Source organism: Candidatus Binatia bacterium (assembly GCA_036504975.1).
Taxonomy (GTDB): domain Bacteria; phylum Desulfobacterota; class Binatia; order UBA9968; family UBA9968; genus JAJPJQ01.
In genome coordinates, this window is the sequence record DASXUF010000173.1 from 43844 (window position 1) to 69768 (window position 25925).

Consider the following 25925-nt stretch of genomic DNA (forward strand, 5'->3'; position numbering starts at 1 on the left):
GCTAAATCTATGCGGCAAAAACTCGTACAGTTAACGCTCGGCAACATCGCGGGTCGCCTCTGGTCGCTCCTGCCCTCGGGCGGCTCCCTGCCCGACGAGGTCTGGCGCAACCGGCACCGCTTTCTCGTCGGGCTCACGTGGTTCCATGCGGTCATCATCGCTCTTCTGGGGCTGATATTGAGCGAAAACTGGGAAGTGAGCCTGAGCGCGATTTACCATGAAGACACCCTGCTCCACGCGGTTTCCGAAGGATTGCTGGTCGGCGGGTTTGCGTTCTTGGGCAGCAGGCTCAAAGCCAGTCGCGCCTTGCGCGCCGCGCTCGTGGGCTTGGGACTGATCAGTTCCTCCGCCATTCTCGTGCATCTTTTTGGCGGCTACATCGAGCTTCATTTCCACTTCTTTGTCATGCTCACCTTTCTCGCGCTCTACCAGGATTGGTTCCCCTTCGGACTATCGATCTTGTACGTCGCGGTGCATCACGGCGTGGTGGGCGTCCTGTGGCCCACGGAAGTCTACAATCATCCCGCGGCGATCGAATCTCCCTGGACGTGGGCCGGCATCCACGCTTTCTTCGTGCTCTGGGCTTCCGTCGGAAGCGTGATCGCCTGGCGTCTGAACGAGGCGGCGATCGCCCGCACCAAACTCATTTTGAACTCGGCCGGCGAAGGCATCTTCGGCGTCGACGCCGACGGCAAAGCTATTTTCGTGAATCCGGCGGCGGAGAAGATGCTCGGCTATCAGATGACGGATCTGAACGGCCGGAGCATGCACGACGTTCTGCGCCATGCGCGAGCGGATGAGACGCCATGCGCCGGTGAAGAATGCCCCGTATGCGCCGTGTTGAAGGACGCGACCGTCCACCAGGCAAGCGAGGAAGTGTTCCGGAGTAAGGACGGCACGGGCTTCCCCGTGGATTACGTGAGCACACCCATCATCGAAGGCGGGGAATTGCGCGGCGCCGTCGTGACTTTTCGAGACGTGAGCCAGCGCCAGCAAGCGGAGAGGGCGCAGAGAGAAAGCGAGCTCCGATTTCGCCAGATGGCTGAGAACATCAAGCAGGTTTTTTGGATAACCGATACGCTGACTAACGCGTGGCTCTACGTCAGTCCCGCCTACGGTGAAATATGGGGGCGCAGCGCCGAAGCGCTCGGCCCGATGGCCCAGTCCTGGCTTGGCGCGATCCACCCGGAAGATCTCGAGCGGGTGCTCGCCGCCGTACGAACGAAGCAGGTCACGGGAAGCTACGACGAGGAGTACCGGATCGTGCGGCCCGACGGATCGATCCGTTGGATTCGCGACCGTGCCTTTCCGGTAAGAAACGACTCGGGCAGGAACTATCGCGTCGCGGGCATCGCCGAGGACATCACCGAGCGCAAGCGCGCGGAAGAGGACGCGGAGCGCAATTTGGAGCGCTTGCGGGCGCTCAGGGATATCGATCATGCCATTTCTTCGAGTCTGGATCTCCGGACGGTCCTCGCCGTGCTGATGGAGAAGATCGATCTCGTTCTGCCTTATGCCGTCGTTACCGTGAGGCTTTTCAATAAGGCGAGCGGCCTGCTCGAGCCCGTCGCCTGCCGAAACCTGGACGAAAACGAATGGAAAGAAGCTCAGTGGAGAGGCGGGCGGGGCATCAGCAACGTCGTGTTCGAGGGCAAGGCGCCGCTCATCATCCGGGACACCCTGGCCGACGCTCGAGTCGTGGACGGTGAATTTTACCGCAAGCATAGCCTGATTTCATACGTCGGGGTTCCATTGACCGTCAAAGAAGACACTCTAGGCGTGCTCGGCTTCTACACCAAAGAGGAGCACGATTTTACCGGCGAGGAAGTCGAGTTTCTCATGACGCTCGCCGGCCAGGCGGCCGTCGCGATCCATAATTCCCAGATCTACGAGGAGATGGCGCAATTGGCGGTCGACTTGGCGAGCTCCAACAAGGTGAAGGACGAATTCTTGAGCGTGATGTCGCATGAGCTGAGAACGCCGCTGAACGTGGTGATGGGCTATGCAGCGATGATCAAAGACAAGCTGCTCGGCGAGGTGAGTCCGGAGCAGAGCCATGTCCTGGATAAGTTGATGAGCCGGATGCGCTCCCAACTGGATATGGTCAACGGCATCCTGCAGGCGACCCAGATCCAGGCGCACAATGTCACGATCGATCAAGAAGAGGTGAGCGTGGCCAATCTTTTAAACGAGCTTCAATTGGCTTACAGGGCTGCCCTGGACAAGCCGGTCAAGCTCATCTGGGACTATTCCCCGGATTTGCCTGCGATCCAGAGCGACGGCAAGAAGTTGAAGCAGATTCTGGCGAACCTGGTGGATAACGCCATCAAGTTCACCGACGAAGGCCGCGTCACCGTCTCTGCCAGAGTAAAGGAAGGCGACAAGGCTGTGGAGTTGCGGGTCGAGGACACCGGCCGCGGGATTCCGGCCGAAGCGCTGCCCATTATTTTCGAAAAATTTCGCCAGGCGGATAGCTCGGAGACGCGCCTCCACGGCGGGATCGGTCTGGGACTCTACATCGCCAAGAACTTCGCCGAGCTTCTCGGCGGCGCGATCAAAGTCGAGACCGCGGTGGGGAAGGGGTCGGTCTTTACCGTGACGATCCCGTGCTCGGAGCATTCGTCGAAAACATATCCTCCGGGAGACAAATCGACGGCGAGCGGTCACGCCCGGGAGTTCGGGCCGGTGTCGTTTTAGCAAAGCGTCGCGCTGGAAAAGATTGTGAAGTCCAAGAAAAAAACTGCTGCGCTCGCCGAAAGAATCGCCGAAAGGAATTCCGATCTTTCCGCTCTCGCCCGAGAACAACAGGCGCTCAACATGATCGCCCAGGCCGTCAGTCAATCGCTGCACCGCGACGAGCTGCTGGAGATCGCGCTCGACAAGGTTCTGGAGGTCACCGGCCGCGAGCGGGGAACGATCAGGCTCAAAGATTCGGTCACCGGCGACGTCAAGCTGTCGGCCCACCGCGGCTTCTCCGAAGAGGAAATAGCGGAGCTGCGTCGCAACATGCCGCATCGAATCAGCGAGCAGATTTTTGCTTCCGGCCAGCCGCTCGTCGTCAACGATCGGGCGGAGCTCCGTAACACGCAGTCTCTGTTGCCCCAAAGCCGCTCGGTCGCCTGGATCCCGATCAAGGCGCGGCAAAAAGTCGTCGGCGTGCTCGGGGTTTCCGCGGGCCGGCCCATACCATTTAGGCAACGCGAGGTCGATCTTCTTCAGGCGGTTGGCAGCGTCATCGGCGTCGCGATCGAAAATGCCCGGCTCTTCGAAGAAACCGGACGCCGGGCGCGCGAGCTGGCCGCGCTGCATGCGGTGACGGCCGCGGTCAGCGGCTCTTTCGATCTCGATCAGATTCTCCTCAAGGGTCTCGACGCGGTCCTCGAAGTAACGGAAATGGAAGTGGGTTACATCCAGTTTCTCGATGGCCACCCGCCCAGGCTTCTCCTCAAGGCGCATCGCGGCATGTCCGAATTGTTTCTCACGAGGTTCCAGGGCCGAGTTCGTCCGGGCGGCAAGACCGAGCAGATCATCGCGACGCGACAACCGCTGGTGCTGGAAAATATTCCCGCCGATCACGTGGGAAAATTCTCGGGCGAAAGAGTCACCGCGGCGGCGTGGGTGCCGATCACGTCGAAGGACAAAGTCATCGGCGTTCTCACCATCAGCACCAAAACCAGACCGACCTTTCCCCTGGCCCACCTTCCGCTGTTGGCCTCGATCGGCAATACGCTCGGGGTCGCGCTGGAGAACGCCCGGCTTTTCGAAGAAACCAAACAGCGCGCTCACGAGCAAGCGGTGCTCTCCGCGGTTGCCATGGCGATGAGCGAGTCGCTTCAGCTCGACGAGCTTCTGCGGATCGCGTTGGACCGGGTGCTCGAGGTCACCGGGAGGGAGCAAGGATATATACGGCTAAAAGATCCCGTCACCGGCAACCTAACGCTCGCCGCCCACCGCGGCGTTTCGGAAAATTATCTCCAAACGCTGCTGCATGGGCGCACGCCGGGCGGCAAGAGCGACCGCGTTTTCAAATCGGGGGAGCCGCTGGTCATCAACGATCCCGAAGGCTTTCAGCTCAAGGAACAGACCCGCCGCGAAGGAAACCGCTCCTTCGTATGGGTTCCGTTAAAGGTGGGAGGAAAAACGGTCGGCATCGTGAACGTCTCGACGAGCCGGCCGCTTCCGTTCCAGCCGCGAGAAGTGGAGCTTTTGAAGGCGATCGGCAACGTGATCGGCGTGGCGCTGGAGAACGCGCGTCTCTTCAACGAAACCGAGCGGAGTCTGGAGCGCATCCGGGCGCTGAGAGAAATCGACCAGGCCATCACCACGAGTCTGGATCTGCGCACGATCCTGGACGTGCTGATGGAAAAAATCGATCTCGTCCTCCCGTACGCCGCGGCGACGGTGCGATTGCATAACAAGGAAAGCGGCTTCTTGGAACCCGTCGCCTGCCGAAACCTGGACGAAGAAGAATGGAAGAAAGCGCAGTGGAAAGGCGGACGGGGCATCGCCAACGTCGTTTTCGAAAAGCGGGCGCCGCTGATTATCCGCAACGCCCAGGCGGACGCGCGCGTGCTCGACGCCGCGTTTTACCGCAAGCACAGCCTGACCTCATACGTGGGAGTTCCCTTGCGGGTCAAGGACGAGGTCCTGGGGGTGCTCGGTTTCTACACCAAAGAGGAGCACGAATTCACCGGCGAGGAGGTCGAGTTCCTGATGACGCTGGCGGGGCAGGCGGCCATAGCGATCCACAAGTCCCAGCTTTACGAGGAGGCGCGTACTCGGGAAAAGGAAATGCAAGAAACCAACCGCATGCTCTCGGCGTTGCATGCGGTGGCCGCCGCGGCGAGCCAATCGCTGGACCTCGACCGGGTCGTGCGCGCGGCGATCGAGAAAATTACCGAAATATTAGGCTTCGACGCGACGCAAATCCACGTTTACAACGGGCGCTCGGACGAGCTGGTCATGCGCGCCTACTACGAGATGGACCCGAAACTTTTCGTTTCGGTCCGAGCATTTAAGGTCGGACAAGGCATCGTCGGCAAAGTGGCCGAATCGGGCCAGCCGTTGATCTTCGAGGACGTCCTTACCGATCCGTTGTATCAAAGTCTCAGCCGCACGAAAGCGTCGTACCAGTTGGGCTATCATTTCTTTGCCGTCTTTCCGATTCGCGGCAAGCTCAGAAGCTTGGGCACGCTCGCCTGCACCGGCATCGACTCCCGGCGTTTGAGCTCCGGCGAGGTCCAACTGCTCGAGGCTATGGCGGACCAGATTGCCGTGGCGATAGAAAACACCGGGCTCTACGAGCAGTTGACGCAGAAAGTCGACGAGCTGCAATTCAAGACCGAAGAGCTCCAGCGCGCCAACAAAGTCAAGGACGAATTCTTGAGCGTGATGTCGCACGAGCTCCGAACGCCGCTGAACGTCGTCATGGGTTATACCGCGATGATCAAGGACCAGATGGTCGGCGCGGTGAATCCGGAGCAGAGTCAAATTCTGGAGAAGCTGATGAGCCGCGTGCGCTCTCAGCTCGACATGGTCAACAGCATATTGCAGGCGACCCAGATTCAGGCGGCTACCGTCGCTCTCGAGCGCGAAGAAGTCAAGTTGAAAGATCTTCTCGACGGTCTCAAATCGGACCACAGCGCCAATTTGACCAAGCCCCTGACTCTGATCTGGGACTATCCACGGGACTTGCCCGCGATCCAGAGCGACGGCAAAAAGCTGAAGCAGATTCTGGAGAACTTGATCCACAACGCCATCAAGTTCACCGACCAGGGCTGTGTGACCGTCTCGGCGAAGATAACAGAAGGCGGTATGCGGAAAGCAGTAAGCAGCGGGCACGAAGCTGAGATTCTGCCTGCTGCCGACCGCCTGCTGGCTACGGGGAGGCGGTGGCTGGAGTTGCGGGTTGCGGACACCGGGCGCGGGATTCCGGCGCAAGCGCTGTCCATTATTTTCGAAAAATTTCGCCAGGCGGACAGCTCCGAGACCCGGCGCTACGGCGGCGTCGGCCTGGGACTTTATATCGTCAAGAACTTTACCGAACTCCTCGGCGGCGCGGTCGAGGTCGAGACCGAGGAAGGAAAGGGATCGATCTTTACTGTGACGATTCCTTGCACGGTCTCGTCTTCGGCTGCGGAACGCCCGGAGGAATCCAAAAGGCTGAAATCCGCGTGATGGTGGACGAATGAATAGATTTTCCTTCTCGGGGCTCCGCGTCCGCTTGATCCTGCTGGTTCTTTTGGCCGTGATCCCGGCCTTGGGACTGATCTTCTACGCGGCCTCTGCGCCGGACGAGCATAACATGGCGCACAGTCTGGTTTGGCTCATGATCGTTTTGCTGTTGACCCTGGCCGGCGCTTGGTGGGGCGGTAACTGGCTGATCGTCGGGCAATTGAAGAGATTGATGGAAGCGACTGAAAAGCTCGGCACCGGTGATCTCGACGCGCGGGTTGCCGTTTCGAACGGCGACGGCGAGCTGCAAAAACTTGCCCGAGGGTTCAATCAAATGGCCGAAGGCCTGCAACGTCGCGACGCCGAGACGAAGCTGGCGCAAAGCGAGCTCAAGCGGCTGCTGCGGCAGAGCACGGCGCTGCGCGAGATCAACCTCGCCGTCACCTCGAGTCTGGATTTACGCGCGGTATTGGGGGTCTTGATGGAGAAAATCCAGATCCTGCTTCCTTACGCCGTGCTTCTCGTCTGGCTCAGGAACCGCGAGACCGGAGAACTGGAGCGGACGGCTTGCTGGAACATCGATGAAGCCGACTGGAAGCGGCGGAAGAACAAGGACGCGCCGCCGATTATCAAAGCGGCGATTGAAAATCAGAGTCCGGTTTCCGTCCTCGACGTGCCCACCGATCCCCGGACCGAGAATCCGGAGTTCTACCGCCGGAACGGCGTGGTCTCCTATCTCGGAGTCCCCCTGATCGTCAAAGGCGAGGCGCTGGGGGTTTTGGCCTTTCTGACACGCGAGCGGCACGAATTCACCGCCGAGGAGGTAGAGTTCTTGTCCTCCCTGGCGGGCCAGGCGGCGGTGGCGATCCATAACTCTCAGCTTCACGAGCAGAGCAAAAGACAGGCGGTCGAGCTCGAGAAAGCGAACAAGGATTTAAGTCGAAAGGAAGCGATCCAGGCGCTGCTCAAGGAGCTAAGCCAGGACATCGCGTCTCAGGACGTGGGAAGCTTGCTTAAAAAGCTCACCGACAAAGTGTGCGAGTTCTTCAAAGTGGACATCGCCGACGTGCGCATCATCGACAACGGCGTGCCGCGCATCCTCGGCGTCTCCGGCGTCGACGAAGAGAAGATGCGGCTCGGCAGCACCGGCAGCGGCAGAGGCGCATCGGGATGGATCGTCGCAAACCGCAGACCGCTCGCGATAGCGGACTTGACGAAAGTAAAAAATCCTCCGATCGGCCGGACGACGCGCCGCATCGGCATCCACGGCTATCTTGCCGTGCCGTTTTTTTCCCGCAGCGGAGAAGTCCTGGGCGTTCTCCGGGCGTTGACCTACCGGCCGAGAGAGTTTCTCCAGGAGGAAATAGATCTGTTGCAGCAGATGACCAACGGCGCCGCCATCGCGTTGGAAAACGCCCGGCTTCTGGAGCAGACCCAGACCCAGGCGGCCGAGCTCAGGCAGGCGAACAAGGTCAAGAACGAGTTTCTGGGCTTCGTGTCGCACGAGCTGAGGACGCCGGTGAACGTCATCATGGGTTATGCGGCGATCCTGCAAAGCAAGATGCTGGGCGAGATCAACGCCGAGCAGGACAACGCGCTGGAAAAAATGAGCGTCAATTCGAAAGAGCTGCTGAGCATGATCGAACTGCTTTTGGAGGCGACCAAGATCGAGGCCGGCGCCGCGGCGGTGGAGATCGCGGAAGTCAATTTGTCCGATTTTCTCGAGGATCTAAAATCCGCCTACTCCATTCCGTTGAAGAAGCAGATACGTCTGGATTGGGATTGGCCCAAGAACTTTCCCGTTATAAAAACCGACCGCGAGAAGCTGAGACACATCCTGCTGAACGTCATCGGCAACGCGGTCAAATATACCGAGCAGGGCAGCGTCGGCGTTTCGGCGCGCTATCTGGTCGAACAGGGGCGGGTCGAGTTCGAAGTCACGGACACCGGGATCGGCATTCCGAAAGAGGAGCTGCCGCGCATCTTCGAGATGTTCTCTCAAGTCCGCAGCGCCCGGTCCAAGTCTTCCGGCGGAGTGGGCCTCGGCCTTCACATCGTCAAGAAGTTTACCGAGCTGCTCGGCGGAGACATCCGCGTGACGAGCGAAGAGGGCAAAGGATCGACGTTTGCGATAAGGTTGCCCACCGGCGGCCAGGCCGGGCAGGCGCCCGACCGTCAGGACTTTCGCGCGGATGAATCTTCGGCTGCGCGAGAAAAAGAAAGCGCCGAGCGTCCGGTCCCGGCGGGGGATTCTTGAGGGAGGCCTCAGAGTTTGATGGAAGTTAACGCTCTCGTTCGAATCAGTCGAGTCATGCGACGCGCTCTCGGACAGGCGCGTGCCGCGGTCGCCTACCTGATTTACGAGCACACGATTCTCCTGCTGACCGTCATGTTTTGCGCCGCAGGGGCGGCGACGCTGTGGCATTTGTCCCGCCTGTCGGCAACTCTAGTCGAGTCCGGAGCGTTACAGGGAACCGTGCTCTATTCCGGATCTCTCACCGAGCTGCGCACCTTCTATGGCTCCGAGGTCGTGGATAGGGTCAGGTCGCGCGGCATCGAGGCCACCCACGACTACGCCGGCAAACAAGGCGCAATCCCGATTCCGGCGACATTCACGATCGAGTTCGGCAAGCACATGGGCGCGATCAGCCCCGGGATGCAGATCCGCCTCTACAGCGATTATCCTTTTCCGTTCAGGAAAGACGGCGGTCCGAGAGATGGTTTCGAGCGCGACGCTCTTCTGGAGCTGAGAAAAAATCCCGGCCAACCTTATTTTCGTTTTGAAGATTTCCAGGGCAGAGCGTCCTTGCGCTATGCCACCGCGGTCCAACTGCGCGCCGGGTGCGTCTCCTGCCACAACACTCATCCCGAGAGCCCCAAGATCGATTGGCAGGTCGGCGACGTAAGAGGAGTCCAGGAGATTATTCGCCCCTTGGACAGCGCCATCGCCGAGACCCGCTCGGGCCTCCAAAGCACCTTTGTCCTTCTCGGCACGATGGGACTTTTGGGAGTGGGCGGCCTAGCCATGGTGATCGGCAGGATGCGCCGCACCTCGGTGGAGTTGCAGCAGCGGGTCGCCGAGCGCACCGCCGCCGAGGCCCGTTTGGCGGCGTTACATGAAATCAATCTGGCCGCGACCTCGACCCTGGATCTGCCTAACGTCTTGAGAGTGTTGTTGGAAAAAATCGGCGTCTTCCTACCCTATGCCGCGGCCACCGTCCGTTTATTCAATGAAGCGAGCGGTCTCCTGGAGCCGATTGCCTGCCTGAACCTCGACGAAGAGGAATGGAAGGAAGAGCAATGGAAAGGCGGCCGCGGATTGCCGAACGTGATCTTCAAAAATAGGGTGCCTTGGATGGTGCGGAATATTCAAACCGACTCGCGCGTCCAGGACCCCGATTTTTTTCGCCGGCAGGGTTTGGTTTCCTATCTGGGAGTTCCTTTGATCGTGAAAGACGAGATCTTCGGGGTCATTTCCTTTTATACGAAAAAAGAGCACGATTTCAGCGACGACGAAATCGAATTTCTCAACACGCTCGTCGGACAGGCGGCCATCGCGATCAATAATTCGCAGCTCTTCGAGCAGACCCGAAGCCAGGCGGTCGCGATGGAGAAATCAAACAAGGTCAAGGACGAATTTTTGAGCGTCATGTCGCATGAGCTGAGAACTCCGTTGAATGTGGTCATCGGCTATACCGGACTGATGAAAGAAGGAATATTGGGCGCCGTCAGCGAAGAGCAAACCAAAGCCTTGGACAAAATCGGCGATCGGGCCAAGGACCAATTGACCATGATCGACAGTATTTTGTTCGCTACTTCGGTCGAGACCCGCGAGATCAAGGCGGAGTCCCAGGAGTTGAACCTGGCGGCGTTTCTCGACGATCTCAAGTCAAGCTATGAAGTTTCGGTGGAAACGCGAATCCGTCTGAATTGGATCTACGCGGCGGATTTGCCGGTGGTCCAGTTAGACGTGGCAAAGCTGAGACACGTCCTGCAAAATCTCATCAATAATGCACTCAAGTTCACCCGCGAGGGCGAGGTGGCGGTATCGGCGAGAATGATGGGAAACGGACAGCACGCAGGGGGCAATGGGTATCCGGCATTTATAGAATTCAAGGTGGCCGATACCGGTATCGGCATTGCGGAGTCGCATGTGCAGGTCATCTTCGACAAGTTCCGCCAGGTGGACAGCTCCGAGACGAGACCGTACGGAGGCGTCGGCATCGGCCTTTACATCGTGAAAAAATTCACCGAGATGCTCGGCGGCACCGTCGATGTCGAGAGCAAGCCCGGCGAAGGATCGACGTTTACGGTCCGAGTGCCTTGCGCCGTCGCCAATGTTAAGGGTCAAGGCGCCGATTGGATATAACCCGCCAAAACGTTTCCTTTTCCGCCGCTTTTTGTTTGAGGAACACAGGGACCGGCATGCCGCCGCGATAGTTGCGGATTTGCGCAATTGAGCAAACGTGACAAAGCCGCTTTTTCTCAGGCCATCTGACCCGCCATAGGTTTTTCCGCGCGTCGGAGTAGAATTCAAATGAGACTTAGGAAAGGGGGACGAGCCCATGGCGCTATCCGACGTTATTGGATGGGTTGAATACTTCATTAATTTGAGGCTTTTCGAGGTCAACAAAACAGCGATCACGCCCGCTTCGATCCTCATGTTTGTCGTCGTTATCGCGGTGTTTGGCGTGACTTCGCGTTTGCTGCAACGGCTGCTGAAGGCGCAACTTTTTTCTCACATGAGGATCGATGAGGGCATCCAGTATACTCTGATCCGCATCAGCCACTATCTCATCATGATCGTCGGCGCCGTAGTCGCCTTTCAGTTCATCGGCATCGATCTCACCGGCCTGGCGATCATTCTCGGCTTTTTATCCGTCGGCATCGGCTTTGGATTGCAGAACATCACTTCCAACTTCGTCGCCGGTCTTATTCTTCTTCTCGAGCGGCCGATCAAGGTCGGGGACAGGGTCATGGTCGGCGAGCAGGAAGGAGATGTGGTCGAAATCAAGATGCGCTCGACGACGATTAACACCTTGAACAACGTCGCGTTGATCGTGCCGAATTCGGAGTTTGTTTCTGCGAAGCTGGAGAACTGGTCTTATGGCGACCAGAAGATCAGGCTGGACATCGACCTGGGCGTCTCGTACCGATCCGACCTGGAAACCGTTATCCGCTCTCTAAAGGAGGTGGCCGCAGAACATCCGGAGGTCCTGAAGCATCCCGCTCCCGATGTGCTGCATAGAGGATTCGGGGACTCGGCATGGAACATGCGGCTTCGGGTTTGGATCGGTCATCCGCGGCGGCATCTAGAGGTCGAATCGGATATCCATTGCGCGATTGTGCGAAAGTTCCAGCAGAACAGCGTGGAGATTCCGTTCCCCCAGCGCGACTTGCACGTGCGATCTCCTCTTCCGGTTCCCATATCGACGGGCACTGAATTTCGACGCCCGGCTTAATGTAGGGGGAAAGCGTAATTCCGCTCTAGATTTCGCTGCCGATCCCGGCTTCGCGTGCTTTGTCATGCGCCAATCGGGCCAGAGCCATGAAGCCGACTCCCTGATCGCTGTTTTGTTTGAAGAGCGTGATCTGCTTTGCGTTTGAGCGGCCGGCGGCCTTTTGAGCCAGAAGAGAGCTTAGATCGTTGATATCTTCCCACTGAAGCAATCCTTTGCCGATCGGCTCGACAAAATCTCCCTGCTCGTCGTGAATGCCTTGCTGCCGCAAGGTCGCGATTATGACGTCGGCGCGAGTAAGAACTTTGTCGTCCAACTCCCGTCTCGGACTACTGACGAGTCCTTCCTGCAAAAGCTCCTTGTTGCTGCCAACGATCGACGTTACGTGCTGGCCTTCATCGAGCCAATCGCCGTACAGCACCGGTACGTTGCTCCCCGTGGCGCAGACGATCAAGTCGGAACCGACCGCAACATCGCGTGGATCGTCAACCGGCACGAGTTCAGCATCGACGTGCGGACGCATGAGATCGCAAAAGGTCTTGCGGTTCTCCCGGCTTCGGCTGAACACTTTGACCTTTTGGATCGGCCGAAGTGTGCACATGACTTTTAAATGACGCCGGGCTTGGCGACCCGTGCCATAGAGGCCCAAGACCCGGCAATCTTCGCGCGCCAAATATTTCGTTCCCACCGCGCTGGTGATGGCCGTCTCGGTAGCGATATCGTTGTCGTCGAAATCGTAGAGAGGTATGCAACCGACGATGATCGTGAGAAGCGCCGCGGTCTCGCTGTCGTAAGCCATGTACACGCGCTTACCAACGGCGGCGTAGGTCTGATCCTCTTTGGTATAGCGATGACGTTCGTAGTGGATGAACGTCCCGGCGACGCGCAGATCGACTGAGCCGCCCGAGTGGATGTTGATGCGCCGATCGCCCGCCATCATACGCTGGCGCGGCAGGCTGAATTGCGGATGCCGTGCCTGATCGCGAAACCCATTCTCGACGGCGCTGATCGCCTCCTCGATCGAAATCAGCCCTTTCATCTCTTCCGCTTTGAGTAGTAGTGCCATGCTATTCCTCCACGATGATGCATCCCTTACGTCTTTCGGTCTCTGAGGTCAAACGGATTATTTCCGCCCTATGTACCGCAAAAATCTGGAACATGACCGTGCGGCAAGCGAAGCAGGTCTTGACCGAGGGTCGACGTTCAGTTTCATTAAGGCATGCAGAACGATGAACAATCGATTCGCGAGTTAGTCGCCGAATGGCAGGAGGCCGCCGCGGCCGGGAATTTATCGAGACTTCTCGAGTTAATGGCGGATGACGTCACCTTTTACGTAGTGGGTCAGCCGCCCATGCGCGGCAAGGAGGCGTTTGCGGCGGCGTTCCGAACCGCCGTGGAGCGTGTCCGCATCGAATCGACCGCAAAAATCGAAGAGCTCCAGATCGCAGGCAACTTCGCGCATCTGGCAAATTATCTAGTGGTGACGATGACGCCGCTCCACGGCGGGTCAATCATGCGCCGGTCGGGGCACACGCTCACGATCCTGCGCAAGGAAGTCGATGGGCGTTGGATCCTATTCCGCGATGCCAACATGCTGGCGCCGGAAAAATCGAATGCGTGAGACCTTACTATGACCGCGACTCTCGACGTAATTCTTTCATGAAGCTTTCAAGCACGGCAGCCCTGGGATTTGTCTTTTGCCTTTGGCTGACGTCGGGCCACGCCGCCGAGTCCAAAGCGGCGTGGCAAGCGGAATGGGACGCGATCGTCGGAGAGGCGGCCAAGAAGGACGGGCAGATCGCGATCTACCACACCCGCGGTCCCTTCGAAAATGTCTTCGCCGAATTCTCTAAGCGTTATCCCGCGATCAAGGTCGTCTCGGTCTCCGGACGAGGCGGCGAGCTGATCTCACGGATCATGACCGAGAGGAGGGCCGGCAAGCAGGTGGCCGACGTTTATTTGGGCGCAACGGGCACGCCGATGGACGTTCTCTATCCGGGCAAAGTTTTGGAGCCGGTCCCGCCGCTGATGATCTTGCCCGAGGTCAAAGACGCGTCGAACTGGTTCCGAAAACAACACCACTACGCCGATCCCGAGGGCAAATACATTTTTGTTTTCGAAGGCGTGGTGCGCTCCGACATGGCTTACAACACCAAGCTGTTAGATCCCAAGGAGGTCGGCTCTTATTGGGACTTGGTGAAGCCCAAATGGAAAGGAAAGATCGCCGCGATGGATCCCAAGCTCTCGGGCTTCCCGAGCGGACTCCTTCAGTTCGCTTACTATCATCCCGAGCTCGGCGCGAAATTTTTAAGAAAACTCTTCGGCGAAATGGATGTCACTTTGTCGCGCGACGGCCGGCAGATTGTCGATTGGCTCGCCGTGGGGAAATTCGCCATCGCGCTGGCGCCGTCTGCCAGCGACGTTCAGGCGGGCATGAAGCAGGGCCTGCCGTTGTCGCGGTTCGAGCCGCGGGTCTTTAAAGAAGGACTCTACATGCGCGCCACCCAGGGATCGCTCAGCGTCCTCAGCCAGTCACCGCATCCGAGCGCGACGAAGCTCTTCGTCAACTGGCTCCTCTCGAAGGAAGGGCAGACGCACTATCAGAAGCAGTTTTTGCGAATCGATCCGATCTTCACTTTGCGCGAAGACGTCCCCGCAGATCCAGCCTTCGAGTCCTACCGGCCAAAGCCAGGCGACAAATTCATGGCCGTGTATCGCCCGGAATTTAGAGACCTCGATCCGGCGCTCAGGGTGATCGACGAGGTTTTGAAGCGTGTGGAGAGATAGATTTGGGTAGAATATTACTCTGAGGCTTCAGTGAAGCTAACCGACAATTCTTTTACTCTGAAAACGGGAATAGTTGTCGGCAGTCGATACCAGCTCAAAGTTGTCTCAATCAAACGTTCTTCGCCGGGAGTTAGAACAAACTGTGTTACCCGACTCTCGTGGAGTTTCCAGCCTGATGAATCCGATAGAAGCGCGTTTCGAGGTTGATGCCCGCTCGATGTAACAAGTTGCGTTTTCACGGCACGATCACACCCATTCTGGTAGACAGTCGCCTTCTTCAGGAGATTATTATCCGAATGTGCGTACCAAATCGTTAGGTCACGTTTGGCTTGAATACATCTTTTAGCCGTCGCCGTGGCGTTAAGAAGAGCAGGCGTATTATGCAATCGTTCAGCTTCCCTTTCGTCCTGACGATGGATGCGTTGTCCTTGCGACACGGCTGATCTCGTATCGACCTCTGTAGCCAAATATAGTTCGTTGCCATCATATATTTGCAATAAATAGATTCCACGTTCAAGCCCTTTGAATTCGTAACGTCCATTGTGAGAAGTACTGGAATGTGCCGTAGAACCGGCAACAGCGGGTAAAGCCTGAAGTCTCACGGTTAGATTAGGACGACCACCGGGATTTTTTTCGTTGTCTATATTTCTCGCGTTGGTTTCATCCGCAACGGAGATCCTCAGCTCTTCCCCGAGATGGCGGATCTCCAGCGCGATAAAATGGGACGAGATAACCGGCAACCCTCCATCGCTTGTGAAATGGGTGAACGTGGCGAAACAGAATGACATCCGAAACAGGTTGCCAGTGACAGCAGGAACAACTTTGTCAGCGTGCTGAACAGCCTGCCGCCGCGATCATTTGTCCTGATGCAACGGAATATCATCTCAGATCCGCCTCAACTCCCTCCTGTGATACTAATGGCTGCCGCCTTGGATGGCCAAAACCGAGCCCCTGCTTGTTAGATAGTTAGCGGGGGACTGATTTCTAACCTCTTCGTAGAGATACAGTCAAGCCCCTTAGGAAACTGAGTCGGGATTATTTCGTCCCAAAAATTTTATGGAAAAGCTTAACGTAGCGGTCGAAGTCGGCATAGACCTCGTCGGGAGTGAAAACTGCGGTGAATCCCTGCGCCAGTTTGGGGGTATCGGGCGAGACGTCGGTGCGGTCGGGCACGCGCCGCTGGGCGCGGATACTGTCTGGCCGGCCTAAAAATAAAACGGACAGGCAGACAAGCCGATTGGATTCCTCATTTGCCTCGAAGATTTCAATCTGATACGCATGTCAACGTTTGAGACGAAGGAGGCAGCGGATATGAGATTAGCCAAAGCAATCCCTTTGATGTTGATGACGCTGACGTTGCCGGCCTTGATCGGTTGTGGAACCATGGGCGGCAAAACTCCTCCCCCAGAACAGCCTGTGGCTCGGCCGATGGGCGTCGAGACGCCTGAGGACGCAGCTCTTAGCAAAGCGGTCAAGCAACGACTTTCAGCGGAGAAAGCCGTCAACCTATCGCCCGTGGTCGTGGAAGCGAGAAAAGGGACGGTCTACCTGAGCGGGCGCGTGTCGTCTTTAGATGCGCGGGAGCAAGCGACCAAAATTGCATGGCAGGTAGCGGGCGTTCAAACGGTTTTGAATCATCTCGAGGTTGGAGAATAGCAAGTCTACGAGGTCATCACTGAGTCATCATTTCGACGCCAAAGCCAGCCCTGGTCGGCCCGCAGGGTCAGACTTTCTCAGACTGTTGAAAAAGTCCTACTCGTGCTTCGACAAGCTCAGCACGAACGGAAATTACTCAACGATTCCAATACTAGGTCCGTTCGCCCTGAGACTCTCGAAGGGTGAACGGGGGTTTTTCAACAGTCTGTTCTATTCTAAAGAATCTTCCTCATGTGAGTTGTTTTACACCGCGATCGATTCGATCCGCTGGAGCGGAGAGTGAAAGCCGTTCGGCTTGGAGGTCTTCTTTCAGACGTTGCTGGCGCGTGGTTTCGGTCCAACAACCCCGTGCCCCTGCGGATTCTCAGGCCGATTATTTCGTCCTAAAAATATTCTGGAAAAGCTTCACGTAGCGGTCAAAGTCGGCGTAGGCCTCATCGGGAGTGAAAACCGCGGTGAACCCTTGCGCCGGTTTGGGAGGATCGGGCAGGACATCGGTGCGGTCGGGCACGCGCCGCTGCGCGCGGATAATCTCCTACCCGGCTTTTGACAGCACGAAATCGATGAACAATTTTCCCGCACTGGGGCGGCGCGCTTGACTCGAAATCAAGTGTTGCGATTGCGCGTTAACCCCCTGGATGCCAACTTCCATGTTTCCGGAATTCCGGAAACGTGAGATATAACGTCATCGTTGTCTGTCTCTAGCGCCGTACCGGAGAAGCCGCTTTCACAAAGCGCGAAAGCGCGGTTAGAACACTCTTAACCTCACTCGGATGTTTGAGCCGGTACTGATTCCGCCTGCCATCCATCTGGTAGCGCACAACCTCGGCCACCCGCAGCACGCCGAGCACGGTGCTGACCCGCTGCACGCTCCTGCCGAGCGCGCGGGCGATTGCGCCGACGCTCAGCTCTTTGTTCTCCGCCAGCAGTTGAACGACGGCGAAGGCCAGCGGATTCCCGAGCAAGCGACAGAGCCGCGATTGTCTGTAGCTCCCTTCCTCCACGCCGGCTTATGTATCACGTTTCCGGAATTCCGGAAACGTGAGATGTAACGTAGTCGCTGCCCCCCTACCGGACCTCGGACGCGGACTGTACAAACGGGAAAGAACGCTGAGAACACTTCAATTACCGGCTCAATATCACCGACCAACCTAAGTCCACCGCCTCGCCAACTGCTCGTATCGAACGGATTTACGGATATCGCTAGTTGGTCGGAAATCCCGCTGCCGCCGCCGGCAATAATTGCGGTGCGATCTTCCAAGGAAAAGCGACAGAGATCAATGCAAAGAGGAAGATGGGCCGGTGTGGAGAAGACGGCTTGCCTTCTTTCTCCAAATGGTGTCTTCTCTTTTGCGAGTGGCTATTTTTTTTAAACGGATCCAGCGCGGATCATTCCGCGGTGGCTCCACTCAGCCAAATCTCAACTGAGTCGGGACAGATCAGGAGGCACGGAACCCATGGAAGCACGGAGCGAGGATTTCCCGCGCGAGCGGCTCACGCCCAAGACCGCTTACGAAAAGTGGCAGGAGGAAGAGAAGATACCGATCCTCAAGGCTTTCTACATCGAAGATGTCCTCAAAGTGGAGCTTGAACCATGGGAAAGGGTGGGGGGGAAAGGCGCGTTTCTCAACATGGCGGGATCCGAGAATACCAACGGCGCGTATCTCTGCGAAATACCTCCGGGCAAAGGGCTAAAGCCGCAAAGGCATCTTTACGAAGAGATGATCTATGTCTTGAGCGGCCGGGGAGGGGCCACGATATGCAACGAGGGAGGAGCCAAGCAGACCTTCGAGTGGCAAGCCGGAAGTCTCTTCAGTCCGCCGCTCAATTGTTGGTTCCAGCTCTTCAACGGCTCGGGCGGCGAGCCCGCCAGGTTTCTCTCCGTGACTACCGCGCCGCTGGCGATGAACTTGTTTCATAACGCGCATTTCATCTTCCACTCCGATTATAATTTTACCGACCGTTTCGACGGGCAGACAGGCTATTTCACCGAAAAGAAGGAGCCGGCGCGAACTCATGTCTGGGAAACGAACTTCGTTTCCAATCTCGGCACGTTCGAGCCGCGGAGCTCGCTCGAGGCTACGGGCAAAGTGGAGAAGCGCGGGGTGGGCATTCGTCGGGCCATCTTTGAGATGGCCAGCAATGTCCTTTGCGCCCATATCTCCGAATGGAAGCCCGGGGTTTACAAAAAGGCCCACCGTCACGGCCCCGGCGCCAATATTTTGATCCTTGCGGGGCGCGGCTATTCGCTCCTGTGGCAGGAGGGAAGACCGCGCCAAAGAGTCGACTGGCGTCCCGGGAGCCTCTTTGTCCCGCCGCCCCAATGGTTCCATCAGCATTTCAATACTTCCCCCACTCCGGTCAGGTTCGTCGCTTTACGCTGGAGCAATAAATTCAGTCTGGGAAGCGTCTTCGGATACGAGGGCTTCAACACCGACGTCAAGGAGGGGGGCAACCAGATCGAATGGGAGGACCAAGGCCCGGAGATCCATGAACTTTTCGTCAAGGAATGCGCCAAGGCGGGAGCGCAGGTAGCGCCTGAATTACAACAGATATTCGATCAAGGAAAAGCGCGAGGGTGAGGGTCTGCAGGGAACAAACGACATGAAGAACGATGCCTTGTCTATTCTAGCCCGCTGCGCCGCCATCGGACTCTTTTGTTACGGCCTTGTTCCGTTCGGAAAAGGCGTATCGCCGGCGCTCGCGGCGGAGATAAAACCGGACTGGCGCGCGGAGTGGGAGAGGACGCTGGCGGCGGCGAAGAAGGAAGGCGAGGTTTCTATATACGGACCTTCGAACCGCGACGAGCAAAACGCATTGGTCGACGCTTTTCAAAAAGCCTACCCGAATATCAGGGTCAAGTACGTCACGGGAAGACTCAGCGAGCTGGCCAGCAGGATCATGGCGGAGCGGCGGGCGGAAAAATTTATCGTCGACATTCTCCTCGGCTCCACCACGACCCCCAACCGGACGCTCAAGCCGGCGGGAGTTTTCCAGCCGATCCACAGCGCTCTGATCCTGCCGGAGATCTTGGACGCCTCCGCATGGTTCAAAAAGAAACTATGGTTCGGCGACAACGAGGAGCGCTTTTTGATACTCTGGCGCGGCGGTTCCTCGGGCTCTTTCATGATCAACACCAATCTGGCAAAGCGCGAAGAATTCAGCTCCTATTGGGACCTGCTGAACCCGAAGTGGAAAGGGAAGATTACGGCGCAAGACCCGCGAGTGACCGGAAGAGGCTACAGCACCTCGGTCTTTTTATACTATGCGAAGGACTACGGCCCCGACTACTTGAAGCGGCTCTTGGGTGAGATGGAAATTGTGCTCTCGCGCGACAGCCACCAGATCGTCGATTGGCTCGGTCAGGGTAAATTCGCCGTCGCTCTGTTCGTCGGGAGCCAGGGGGAAGGCGACGTCGCGATCCGACAGGGCTTGCCGATCACTGAAATCGAGCCCACCAAGGGAAGCGGCGCGTTGGGAACGCCGCGAACCGTTACCTTTGTCAATGGCGCGCCTCATCCCAACGCGGCCAAGATATACATCAACTGGCTCCTGTCGCGCGAGGGGCAGATCGCTTACCAGAAAGCGACCGGGACCAATTCCTTAAGAACGGATATACCCAAGAACGACGTCAATCCCGCGGAGATGTTGCGGGATGACCGCGACTACATACCGCAGAACCTGGAGAAGTACGAAGAGGGCGCGCGGCCGGGCCTGAAGCAGGTTTTCGACGCGGTTCTGCCGCAGCGCTAAATGGCTGGAGGTTACGATGGACTGGCTACAAGAATGCCGACAAGAGCTGGACCGCATGGCCAACGAAGTATTCGAGACGCCGGAGCTGAAGCGCTATTTTTCCAGCCCTCTCACCTGGGCCGGCTATCATGTGAAAAGGACCATGTGGAGCCGCTACGCCAATCCCACACACCGGGATTGTTGGGCCTATGTCATGGGAGCCGCTCCGATAGACGTGAAGCAGGTGATCTGGCGCCACGAAGAGGATGAGCTGATTTTTGACGAGCGGCTCGGGCGAGCGCACGTGGCCTGGGATAAAGAGGAGGAAGAGGAAAAATCTCGAGACAAAGGCTTCGAGGTCCCCGAGGCTCCGCCTGGAGTGCGGGTCGCTTGTTGGGGGCGGGTTCATATTGCAAAGAACAGCCCATGGCTGGAAGGATTGGCCGCCTCGCACATCATTGAGCGCCTCAATAATCCTAAAGTCGTCAAAGAGGGGCTGACGCTTTCCCGCCGGGGAGTGAACCAGGTGATGAACGATCTTAAAGTTCCTTTTGACAAGTTAAGTCCCAGCGCACGGGTGCATCTGGACGCGGACGAAGAGCACAGCGCTCTTACGTGGAGCGTATTCGAGCGGCACGTCAAGGGCGAGGAGGCATTCAGTCAGTCGATCCAGGGCGCAAAGAGGTCGTTGGATTGTTTTAGGGTTTATGCCGACGCGGTGGGGAATCTGATGGCCAGTGTTTCGTGACAATCGCTACCGTGATCGAAGAAATCGTTCAACGAACGTCACGGTCTTAGTGAAGCAGCAGTTGAACGACGGCGAAGGCCAGCGGATTCCCGAGCAAGCGACAGAGACGCGATTGTCTGTAGCTCCCTTCCTCCACGGCGGCTTACGTATCACGTTTCCGGAATTCCGGAAACGTGAATACAATCGGCTTGACGTGTCGCGTGCCGTGGATTCCCGCTAGCGCGGGATCGCCGGCTTGTCGGAATAGCCGTAGCCGCGGAGATCGATATTGATGACTTTGAAGAACGCGGAGAAGTGCGCCGCCTGATGGATGAACATGCGCCGGTCGAACGGGTTGGCATGAACCATGATCAGCGGGTAACCCTCGCCTGAGGTCTCGTAATAAATCTTGACCCCGTTTCTCGCGCAGTAAGGCATGGTTTCCTCCCGGAGTAGCGGCACAGACGGCTCACTGAATCGCGGCGGCTTTCAGGTATCTCAAGTCGACGAAGCGCTCCGCCGCCGGGACCGGCGTCGGGATCACACCCGCCTCGCCCATCAGAGCCAGCACGCGATTAAATGCCGCGAGATCCAGTTCGCCCTTCTTCGGCAAGACGTTTTTGCCGGGCTCGAGATAAGGCGCGAAAATCTCGCGCGCGACATCGTCGGAAATTTTAAGATATTCCTTGATGATGTTCGTGACCTCGTCGCGATTCTTGGGGTCGTTGATGAACATGTAGGAAGCGGCGAACGCGCGCGTGAACCGGACCAGAGCGTCCTGGTTCTTCTCTCCCCAGGCGCGGCGCGTCATGTCGACGTTGAAAATCAGATCCGTGCCCGCCTCATAGGTGAAGCTGAGTCTGGGAAAGCCCTGCTTGACCGCGCCCAGGTCTTCCGGCTGGCCCATCGGCACCGCGGCGCATTCTCCCGCTTTGAGACAGTCGAAGCGGGCGGCGGTGCCGACGACGGCCTTGGCGCGAAAATCCGCCGCCTTGATGCCTTTGGCGGCAAGCAGCCTCAACGTCGACAACGTGATCGTATCGCCCGTCGTCGACAGACCCAGCACCTTCTCTTTCAAATCGGCAAAGCTCTTGATCTCGGGTCTCACGATCAGGCTGTAGACGGGATTGGTCGTTTGGGCGAGGATCGCCACCGCGTCGGAGCCCTTGAGCGCCGCCTGGATCAGGTAGGGCGTGGCGTTCCTGCCCGCGTCGATCTCGCCCTTGTCGAGCGCTGCGACGATCCTGTCCGTGCCGCCGGGAATCGGAACCACGACTAGATTGATCCCCTCACGGACGAAGAAACCCTTGCGCTCGGCAACGGTCAGCGGGAGCGACGACAGGCTGCCGGCCGAGGCAGCGTTTTGCCCGTAGCGCAAGGTGAACGGCTCCGCGGCGAGCGCCGCCTCGATCATGCCTGCGCAGAATAGCGCGGCGAGGGAGAGAATGCGCCGAATCATGATGGCCTTCGTCATAGACTGCCTCCCCTGGCACGTCTCAATTTTTATATCTTCGACTCCACGCCGGCTTATGTATCACGTTTCCGGAATTCCGGAAACGTGAGATATAACGCATCCGTAATCTCAACCGACTTCGCGACAGCGTAGTTGACTCAACACCCGCCCGTGCAGTAGGGGTATGGTTAACCCTAAAAGGAACTCTGTCATGACGAATCATGCTGTCTCAAATCGAAGTCACCGCGCGTCTCACCGCATCGTCGCAATCGCCGCGTTAATTCTTGCGTTAGGAACTTTGCCGCGGACGGTTTTTGCCCAGGCGGCCACCGGCGGCTCTGCCGTCAAGATCGGGATCGTCGGCTCCGGCAATTTGGGCGGCGCGGTGGGAGCGCTGTGGGTGAAGAGCGGCCATCCGGTGCTGTTCTCTTCCCGGCATCCCGAAGAACTCAAAAAACTCGTCGACGGTCTCGGACCGTTGGCGCGCGCCGGCACGGTGCGCGAAGCGCTCGCGTTCGTCGACGTCGTTTTCGTCGCGGTGCCCTACGCCGCCTACCCGCAGCTCGGCAAGGATTACGCGCGGGAGTTTGCCGGCAAGATTGTCATCGACGCCGGCAACGCGGTGCTCGCGCGCGATGGCGAGATCGCCAAAGAAGCGCGCGAGAACGGCATCGGCATCACGTCGGCGAAATATCTCGCCGGGGCGCGCATCGTTCGCGCGTTCAACACGATGAACTTTCGCCGGCTCGCGAGCAACGCCAACCGACCCGAAGGCCGCATCGCCATCCCCATGGCCGGCGATGACAAGGAGGCGCTAGCGGTGGCGTCGGCCCTGGTGCGGGACGCGGGCTTCGATCCAGTGATTATCGGCCCGCTCGAACGCGCGAAGGACTTTGCGCAAGGCGCGCCTCTATACGGACAAGAGATCACGGCCCAGGAGATGCAACAGCGCGCCAAGTCGCTTCGGTGAGGCCGCGGCGTTTGCCTAGGATCGTCCGGCCAAACGCTGCAACGTTTCTTTGTTGACTTCGATACCGTGTCCCGCGGTCATGGGCGGGAGCGCCTTGCCGCGAGTCACGGCGATCGGACTGAAGATATCCTGCTCGCCGAGGCGCAAAAAGCCGGTCATCTCGCCGCCCATTTGCGCGTTTCCGAGCGCGCTGTGAAGCTGCATCTCGGCGGCGGAAAGAATCGTCGTGCAGGCGCTTCCCTGGCCGACGACGACCGGAAGTCCCTTCGCTCCGACGACCGAGGCGACTTCCAGCGCTCTCTGAAATCCCCCGATGTGCGTGAGTTTGATCTTCAAGAGGTCAGCCGCTCCCGCTTCGACGACCGCAAGAGCGTCCTCCGGAGAGCCGACGCTTTCCTGGGCCGCGAGGGGGATGCCGACGGCGCGGCGCAGCTCGGCAAGGCTTCGGAGATCTCCCCGCGCCAACGGCTGCTCGGCATCGGCGATATGAAATCGGACGAGCTCATGCAAAACAAAGCGCGCGGCGGCGAATGAATACGCGGCGTTGCCGTCGACCCGGATCGAAGCGTCATCGCCCACGGCCGCGCGGACGGCGCGGACCCGTTCGATGTCTTTTTGATGGTCTTGCTGGCCGATTTTTATCTTGAAGGTTTGAAAGCCTTCCAGCTTGAGTTGACGCGCGCGTGCGCCGATAGATTCCGGCCCGAGATCCAGTCCCAATCCGCCCACCAGATCGATCTCCCGCCGGTACGGCCCGCCGAAGAAGAAGCAGAGCGGAATCCGATAAAATTTGCCCAGAGCGTCGAAGAGGGCGGTCTCGATCGCCGCTTTTGTGAGCGGATGACCGGTGCGAACGCGATGAAGCTCGAGAAGCAAAACCCCGGTCTCCTCGAGGTCCATACCGATGAGCGCCGGCGCCAAATATTTTTGCGCCATGATCTCCATTGTTTCCAGGGTCTCGTAGGTATTGCCCGGCCGCCCTTGAGTCGCTTCGCCCCAACCTTCGATGCCGCTCTCCGTTTCCACTCGAACGATCAACGAGCGGCAATCCTCGAGGAATCCCGCGGCGCCGCCGTAGATCTCCCTGACCGGCAGGACCAACGGGTAGGTATCGATGGCGACGATCTTCATCGTGGGCTGCGCAGGAGAGCGCCTATAGAGGAGACATCCTCGATCTTTTCTAAATTGTCTATCGCCTCCACCAAACGCTCCAACTGCCGCTCCGGCAAAATGGCGCGGGTCAGCTTGTGCGCCTTGTCTTCGACTTCCGCCCGGCTCATCGGATTTCGCGGCGTCCCTTTGAAGTGGACGACCAGCGCCGCATGCCGCTTGCCGCCGGCGAGAACTACGGTCACCCGCGCGGCGCGGTCCCAGCCTTTCCGTTCGATCTCAGGGTCGACTTTGAGTCGAACCTTGCGCATTGTTCCGAGAATATTTTTATCCTTGAGCTTATTGTCATTAAAAGACCCGGGATCGGTCGGATCGTCATACAGACTCAGCGCGACGCAAAAGGGTATGCTGTACTGCGCCATCATCAAATCTTTCGGTCGATAGATGGCGTGGTGGGTCACCAACTTTTCGATGCCGCCGACCACGATTTCGTGAACGTCTTCCGGATTGAAATCGATCTCGCCGCGGAGTTTCTGCAGCGCTTCGATGGGCGCGTGCGCGTTGATGTGGCAAGCGCAGCGCTTGATGCAAATGTTGAGGCTTTCGAATTTCCGCCCCAGGCGATAAGTGAGGTAGGAAAGCCTGGGGGAATCGGAAAACGTCCGGCAAAAACCAAACTTTCCTTCGAGAATGCTTTCCGGCCCGGCGAAGCCTCGACCGGCGAGCAGGGCGGCGGTCACGCCTCCCTCCGCCGCTTTGCCGAGGTGGAGCCGCTTGATCATGGCTCCTTCCCGGCAACGGGAAAATTCGATCAGCCCGCCGGAGTACGAGCCGGCGATGCCGAGAGCGTTGACCATCTCTCTCGCGTTCAGGCCCAGGAGCCGGCCGGCCGCCACCGCGGCGCCGAAAGTGCCGGTCAATGCGGGCGCGTGAAAGCCTCTTTTTTCGAGCGAGTTCCCCGCCGCGACGCCGATGCGCGACATGACCTCGCAGGCGGCGACGAATGCGGTGAGCAACGATTTGCCGTCGGCTTTCTTTTCTTCCGCCATCGCAAAGGCGGGAAGAAAAGCGGTCGCCCCCGGATGAACGCCCGCGCCCGGCTGGCGCACGTTATCGAGCTCAAAGGCGTGCGCCATCGCGCCGTTGGCAAGCGTCGCCGGCGCCGGCTGCGCCGTCCAGTTCTCTCCCAAAACCGTAGAGCGGCCGGGAAGGCCGGAGTCGCGAACAAATTCGCTGACGGTCCGGCTCCACGGCTTCGTCGAACCGTACAAGGAGACAGCCAGCGTATCTAAAATACACTCCTTCGCCCGGCCGATCACCGCCGCGGGAATCCGCCGGTAATTTAATTCGACGGCAAAGCGCGCGAGACGCTGCGTGGCTCCAATCGTCATCGGTAGCACCCCGTCCGGACCATTCGCCGCATTCCCTTGGCGGCCTTTGCGGCTTTGCGCGAGAATGCCTTTCCTGAGGGACTCTTCCTTCGCGTGCTTCGTGTCAGCCAGATCCGCCTGAGGCGGATCTATTTTTGGCCGATCCTTCGTGGTAAAAATGCTTATCACCACGAAGTTTAAGTCATCGCGCCAAGACGTCAAGCACGCAAAGAAATTCAGAAATCCCCCTTTCATCCCCCTTTGACAAAGGGGGAAAGAGGGGGATTTGAGGAGCCTTGGCGGACTTTGCGTCTTTGCGCGAGATGCCTTCTCCCTTCGTCTCTTCCTTCGTGTCCTTCGTATGCAGCCTATACGGTTGCTTGTCTAGCCGGTGAAAGTCCGGTCGCGGGAATTGGTTGTTTGCCCGCGTAGTGATACTCGACACCCCCCTAAGGGGTGACCCAGGAGGTGAAAGCTCGAATGTAAA

General features: G+C 58.3%; 21 protein-coding genes. 12 read left to right on the top strand and 9 right to left on the bottom strand.

All coding sequences use genetic code 11. The features are described from left to right. Positions 1-9: 9 nt before the first annotated feature. The 5 genes from VGL70_21410 to VGL70_21430 all read left to right on the top strand — a co-directional run bounded on the left by VGL70_21410 (position 10) and on the right by VGL70_21430 (position 11636). A complete protein-coding gene (locus VGL70_21410; protein ID HEY3306086.1) occupies positions 10-2697 on the top strand; it encodes a PAS domain S-box protein in 2688 nt (895 codons plus the stop codon). A 24-nt stretch (positions 2698-2721) separates the two neighbouring features. Further along, positions 2722-6177, top strand: a complete 3456-nt coding sequence (locus VGL70_21415; protein HEY3306087.1) for a GAF domain-containing protein — start codon at positions 2722-2724, stop codon at positions 6175-6177. Positions 6178-6187: 10 nt separating this feature from the next. Next, on the top strand, positions 6188-8431 hold the full coding sequence (locus tag VGL70_21420; GenBank protein ID HEY3306088.1) for a GAF domain-containing protein: 2244 nt from the start codon (positions 6188-6190) through the stop codon (positions 8429-8431). A gap of 18 nt (positions 8432-8449) precedes the next feature. After that, a complete protein-coding gene (locus tag VGL70_21425; protein ID HEY3306089.1) occupies positions 8450-10543 on the top strand; it encodes an ATP-binding protein in 2094 nt (697 codons plus the stop codon). 196 nt (positions 10544-10739) lie between these two features. Further along, positions 10740-11636, top strand: a complete 897-nt coding sequence (locus tag VGL70_21430; protein ID HEY3306090.1) for a mechanosensitive ion channel domain-containing protein — start codon at positions 10740-10742, stop codon at positions 11634-11636. A gap of 25 nt (positions 11637-11661) precedes the next feature. Here the strand turns inward: VGL70_21430 and VGL70_21435 are convergent, their stop codons facing one another. Beyond that, on the bottom strand, positions 11662-12699 hold the full coding sequence (locus VGL70_21435) for an ornithine cyclodeaminase family protein (protein ID HEY3306091.1): 1038 nt from the start codon (positions 12697-12699) through the stop codon (positions 11662-11664). A 153-nt stretch (positions 12700-12852) separates the two neighbouring features. Between VGL70_21435 and VGL70_21440 the strand changes: the two genes are divergently transcribed. Further along, a complete protein-coding gene (locus VGL70_21440) occupies positions 12853-13254 on the top strand; it encodes an SgcJ/EcaC family oxidoreductase (protein ID HEY3306092.1) in 402 nt (133 codons plus the stop codon). Positions 13255-13292: 38 nt separating this feature from the next. Next, on the top strand, positions 13293-14420 hold the full coding sequence (locus tag VGL70_21445; GenBank protein ID HEY3306093.1) for an extracellular solute-binding protein: 1128 nt from the start codon (positions 13293-13295) through the stop codon (positions 14418-14420). Between the two features lie 14 nt (positions 14421-14434). Here VGL70_21445 and VGL70_21450 read toward each other — a convergent pair whose 3' ends face one another. Next, entirely contained in the window at positions 14435-15160 is a 726-nt protein-coding gene (locus tag VGL70_21450) for a hypothetical protein (GenBank protein HEY3306094.1), read from the bottom strand. 295 nt (positions 15161-15455) lie between these two features. Further along, positions 15456-15593, bottom strand: coding sequence for a hypothetical protein (locus tag VGL70_21455; GenBank protein HEY3306095.1), 138 nt, complete (start codon positions 15591-15593; stop codon positions 15456-15458). A 138-nt stretch (positions 15594-15731) separates the two neighbouring features. On the opposite strand from VGL70_21455, the gene VGL70_21460 reads away from it, so the two are divergent. Then, a complete protein-coding gene (locus VGL70_21460; GenBank protein ID HEY3306096.1) occupies positions 15732-16076 on the top strand; it encodes a BON domain-containing protein in 345 nt (114 codons plus the stop codon). Between the two features lie 373 nt (positions 16077-16449). Here the strand turns inward: VGL70_21460 and VGL70_21465 are convergent, their stop codons facing one another. Further along, positions 16450-16587: a hypothetical protein gene (locus VGL70_21465; GenBank protein HEY3306097.1), complete on the bottom strand. Its 138-nt coding sequence runs from the start codon at positions 16585-16587 to the stop codon at positions 16450-16452. Positions 16588-16777: 190 nt separating this feature from the next. Continuing rightward, complete coding sequence (locus tag VGL70_21470; GenBank protein HEY3306098.1) at positions 16778-17080, bottom strand: hypothetical protein; 303 nt, start codon at positions 17078-17080, stop codon at positions 16778-16780. Positions 17081-17533: 453 nt separating this feature from the next. On the opposite strand from VGL70_21470, the gene VGL70_21475 reads away from it, so the two are divergent. From VGL70_21475 to VGL70_21485, 3 genes are read left to right on the top strand one after another with little or no spacing between them, the layout of a single operon-like run. After that, the gene (locus VGL70_21475) at positions 17534-18658 is read left to right on the top strand and encodes a cupin domain-containing protein (GenBank protein HEY3306099.1); all 1125 of its coding nucleotides are present in this window, start codon (positions 17534-17536) and stop codon (positions 18656-18658) included. 22 nt (positions 18659-18680) lie between these two features. Further along, complete coding sequence (locus tag VGL70_21480; GenBank protein HEY3306100.1) at positions 18681-19829, top strand: extracellular solute-binding protein; 1149 nt, start codon at positions 18681-18683, stop codon at positions 19827-19829. A gap of 16 nt (positions 19830-19845) precedes the next feature. Next, a complete protein-coding gene (locus tag VGL70_21485) occupies positions 19846-20556 on the top strand; it encodes a hypothetical protein (protein ID HEY3306101.1) in 711 nt (236 codons plus the stop codon). A 216-nt stretch (positions 20557-20772) separates the two neighbouring features. Here the strand turns inward: VGL70_21485 and VGL70_21490 are convergent, their stop codons facing one another. Together VGL70_21490 and VGL70_21495 are read right to left on the bottom strand one after the other, a co-directional pair. Continuing rightward, the gene (locus VGL70_21490) at positions 20773-20973 is read right to left on the bottom strand and encodes a hypothetical protein (GenBank protein HEY3306102.1); all 201 of its coding nucleotides are present in this window, start codon (positions 20971-20973) and stop codon (positions 20773-20775) included. A 31-nt stretch (positions 20974-21004) separates the two neighbouring features. Further along, on the bottom strand, positions 21005-22009 hold the full coding sequence (locus VGL70_21495) for an ABC transporter substrate-binding protein (protein HEY3306103.1): 1005 nt from the start codon (positions 22007-22009) through the stop codon (positions 21005-21007). A 190-nt stretch (positions 22010-22199) separates the two neighbouring features. Between VGL70_21495 and VGL70_21500 the strand changes: the two genes are divergently transcribed. Next, the gene (locus VGL70_21500; GenBank protein ID HEY3306104.1) at positions 22200-22958 is read left to right on the top strand and encodes an NAD(P)-binding domain-containing protein; all 759 of its coding nucleotides are present in this window, start codon (positions 22200-22202) and stop codon (positions 22956-22958) included. A gap of 15 nt (positions 22959-22973) precedes the next feature. On the opposite strand, the gene VGL70_21505 is transcribed toward VGL70_21500, so the two are convergent. Next, positions 22974-24089, bottom strand: coding sequence for an enolase C-terminal domain-like protein (locus VGL70_21505; protein HEY3306105.1), 1116 nt, complete (start codon positions 24087-24089; stop codon positions 22974-22976). Then, positions 24086-25459 carry an MmgE/PrpD family protein gene (locus VGL70_21510; protein HEY3306106.1) on the bottom strand — a complete coding sequence of 458 codons (1374 nt, stop codon included), beginning with the start codon at positions 25457-25459 and terminating at the stop codon, positions 24086-24088. The genes VGL70_21505 and VGL70_21510 overlap by 4 nt, the downstream gene beginning before the upstream one ends. Between the last annotated feature and the right edge of the window lie 466 nt (positions 25460-25925).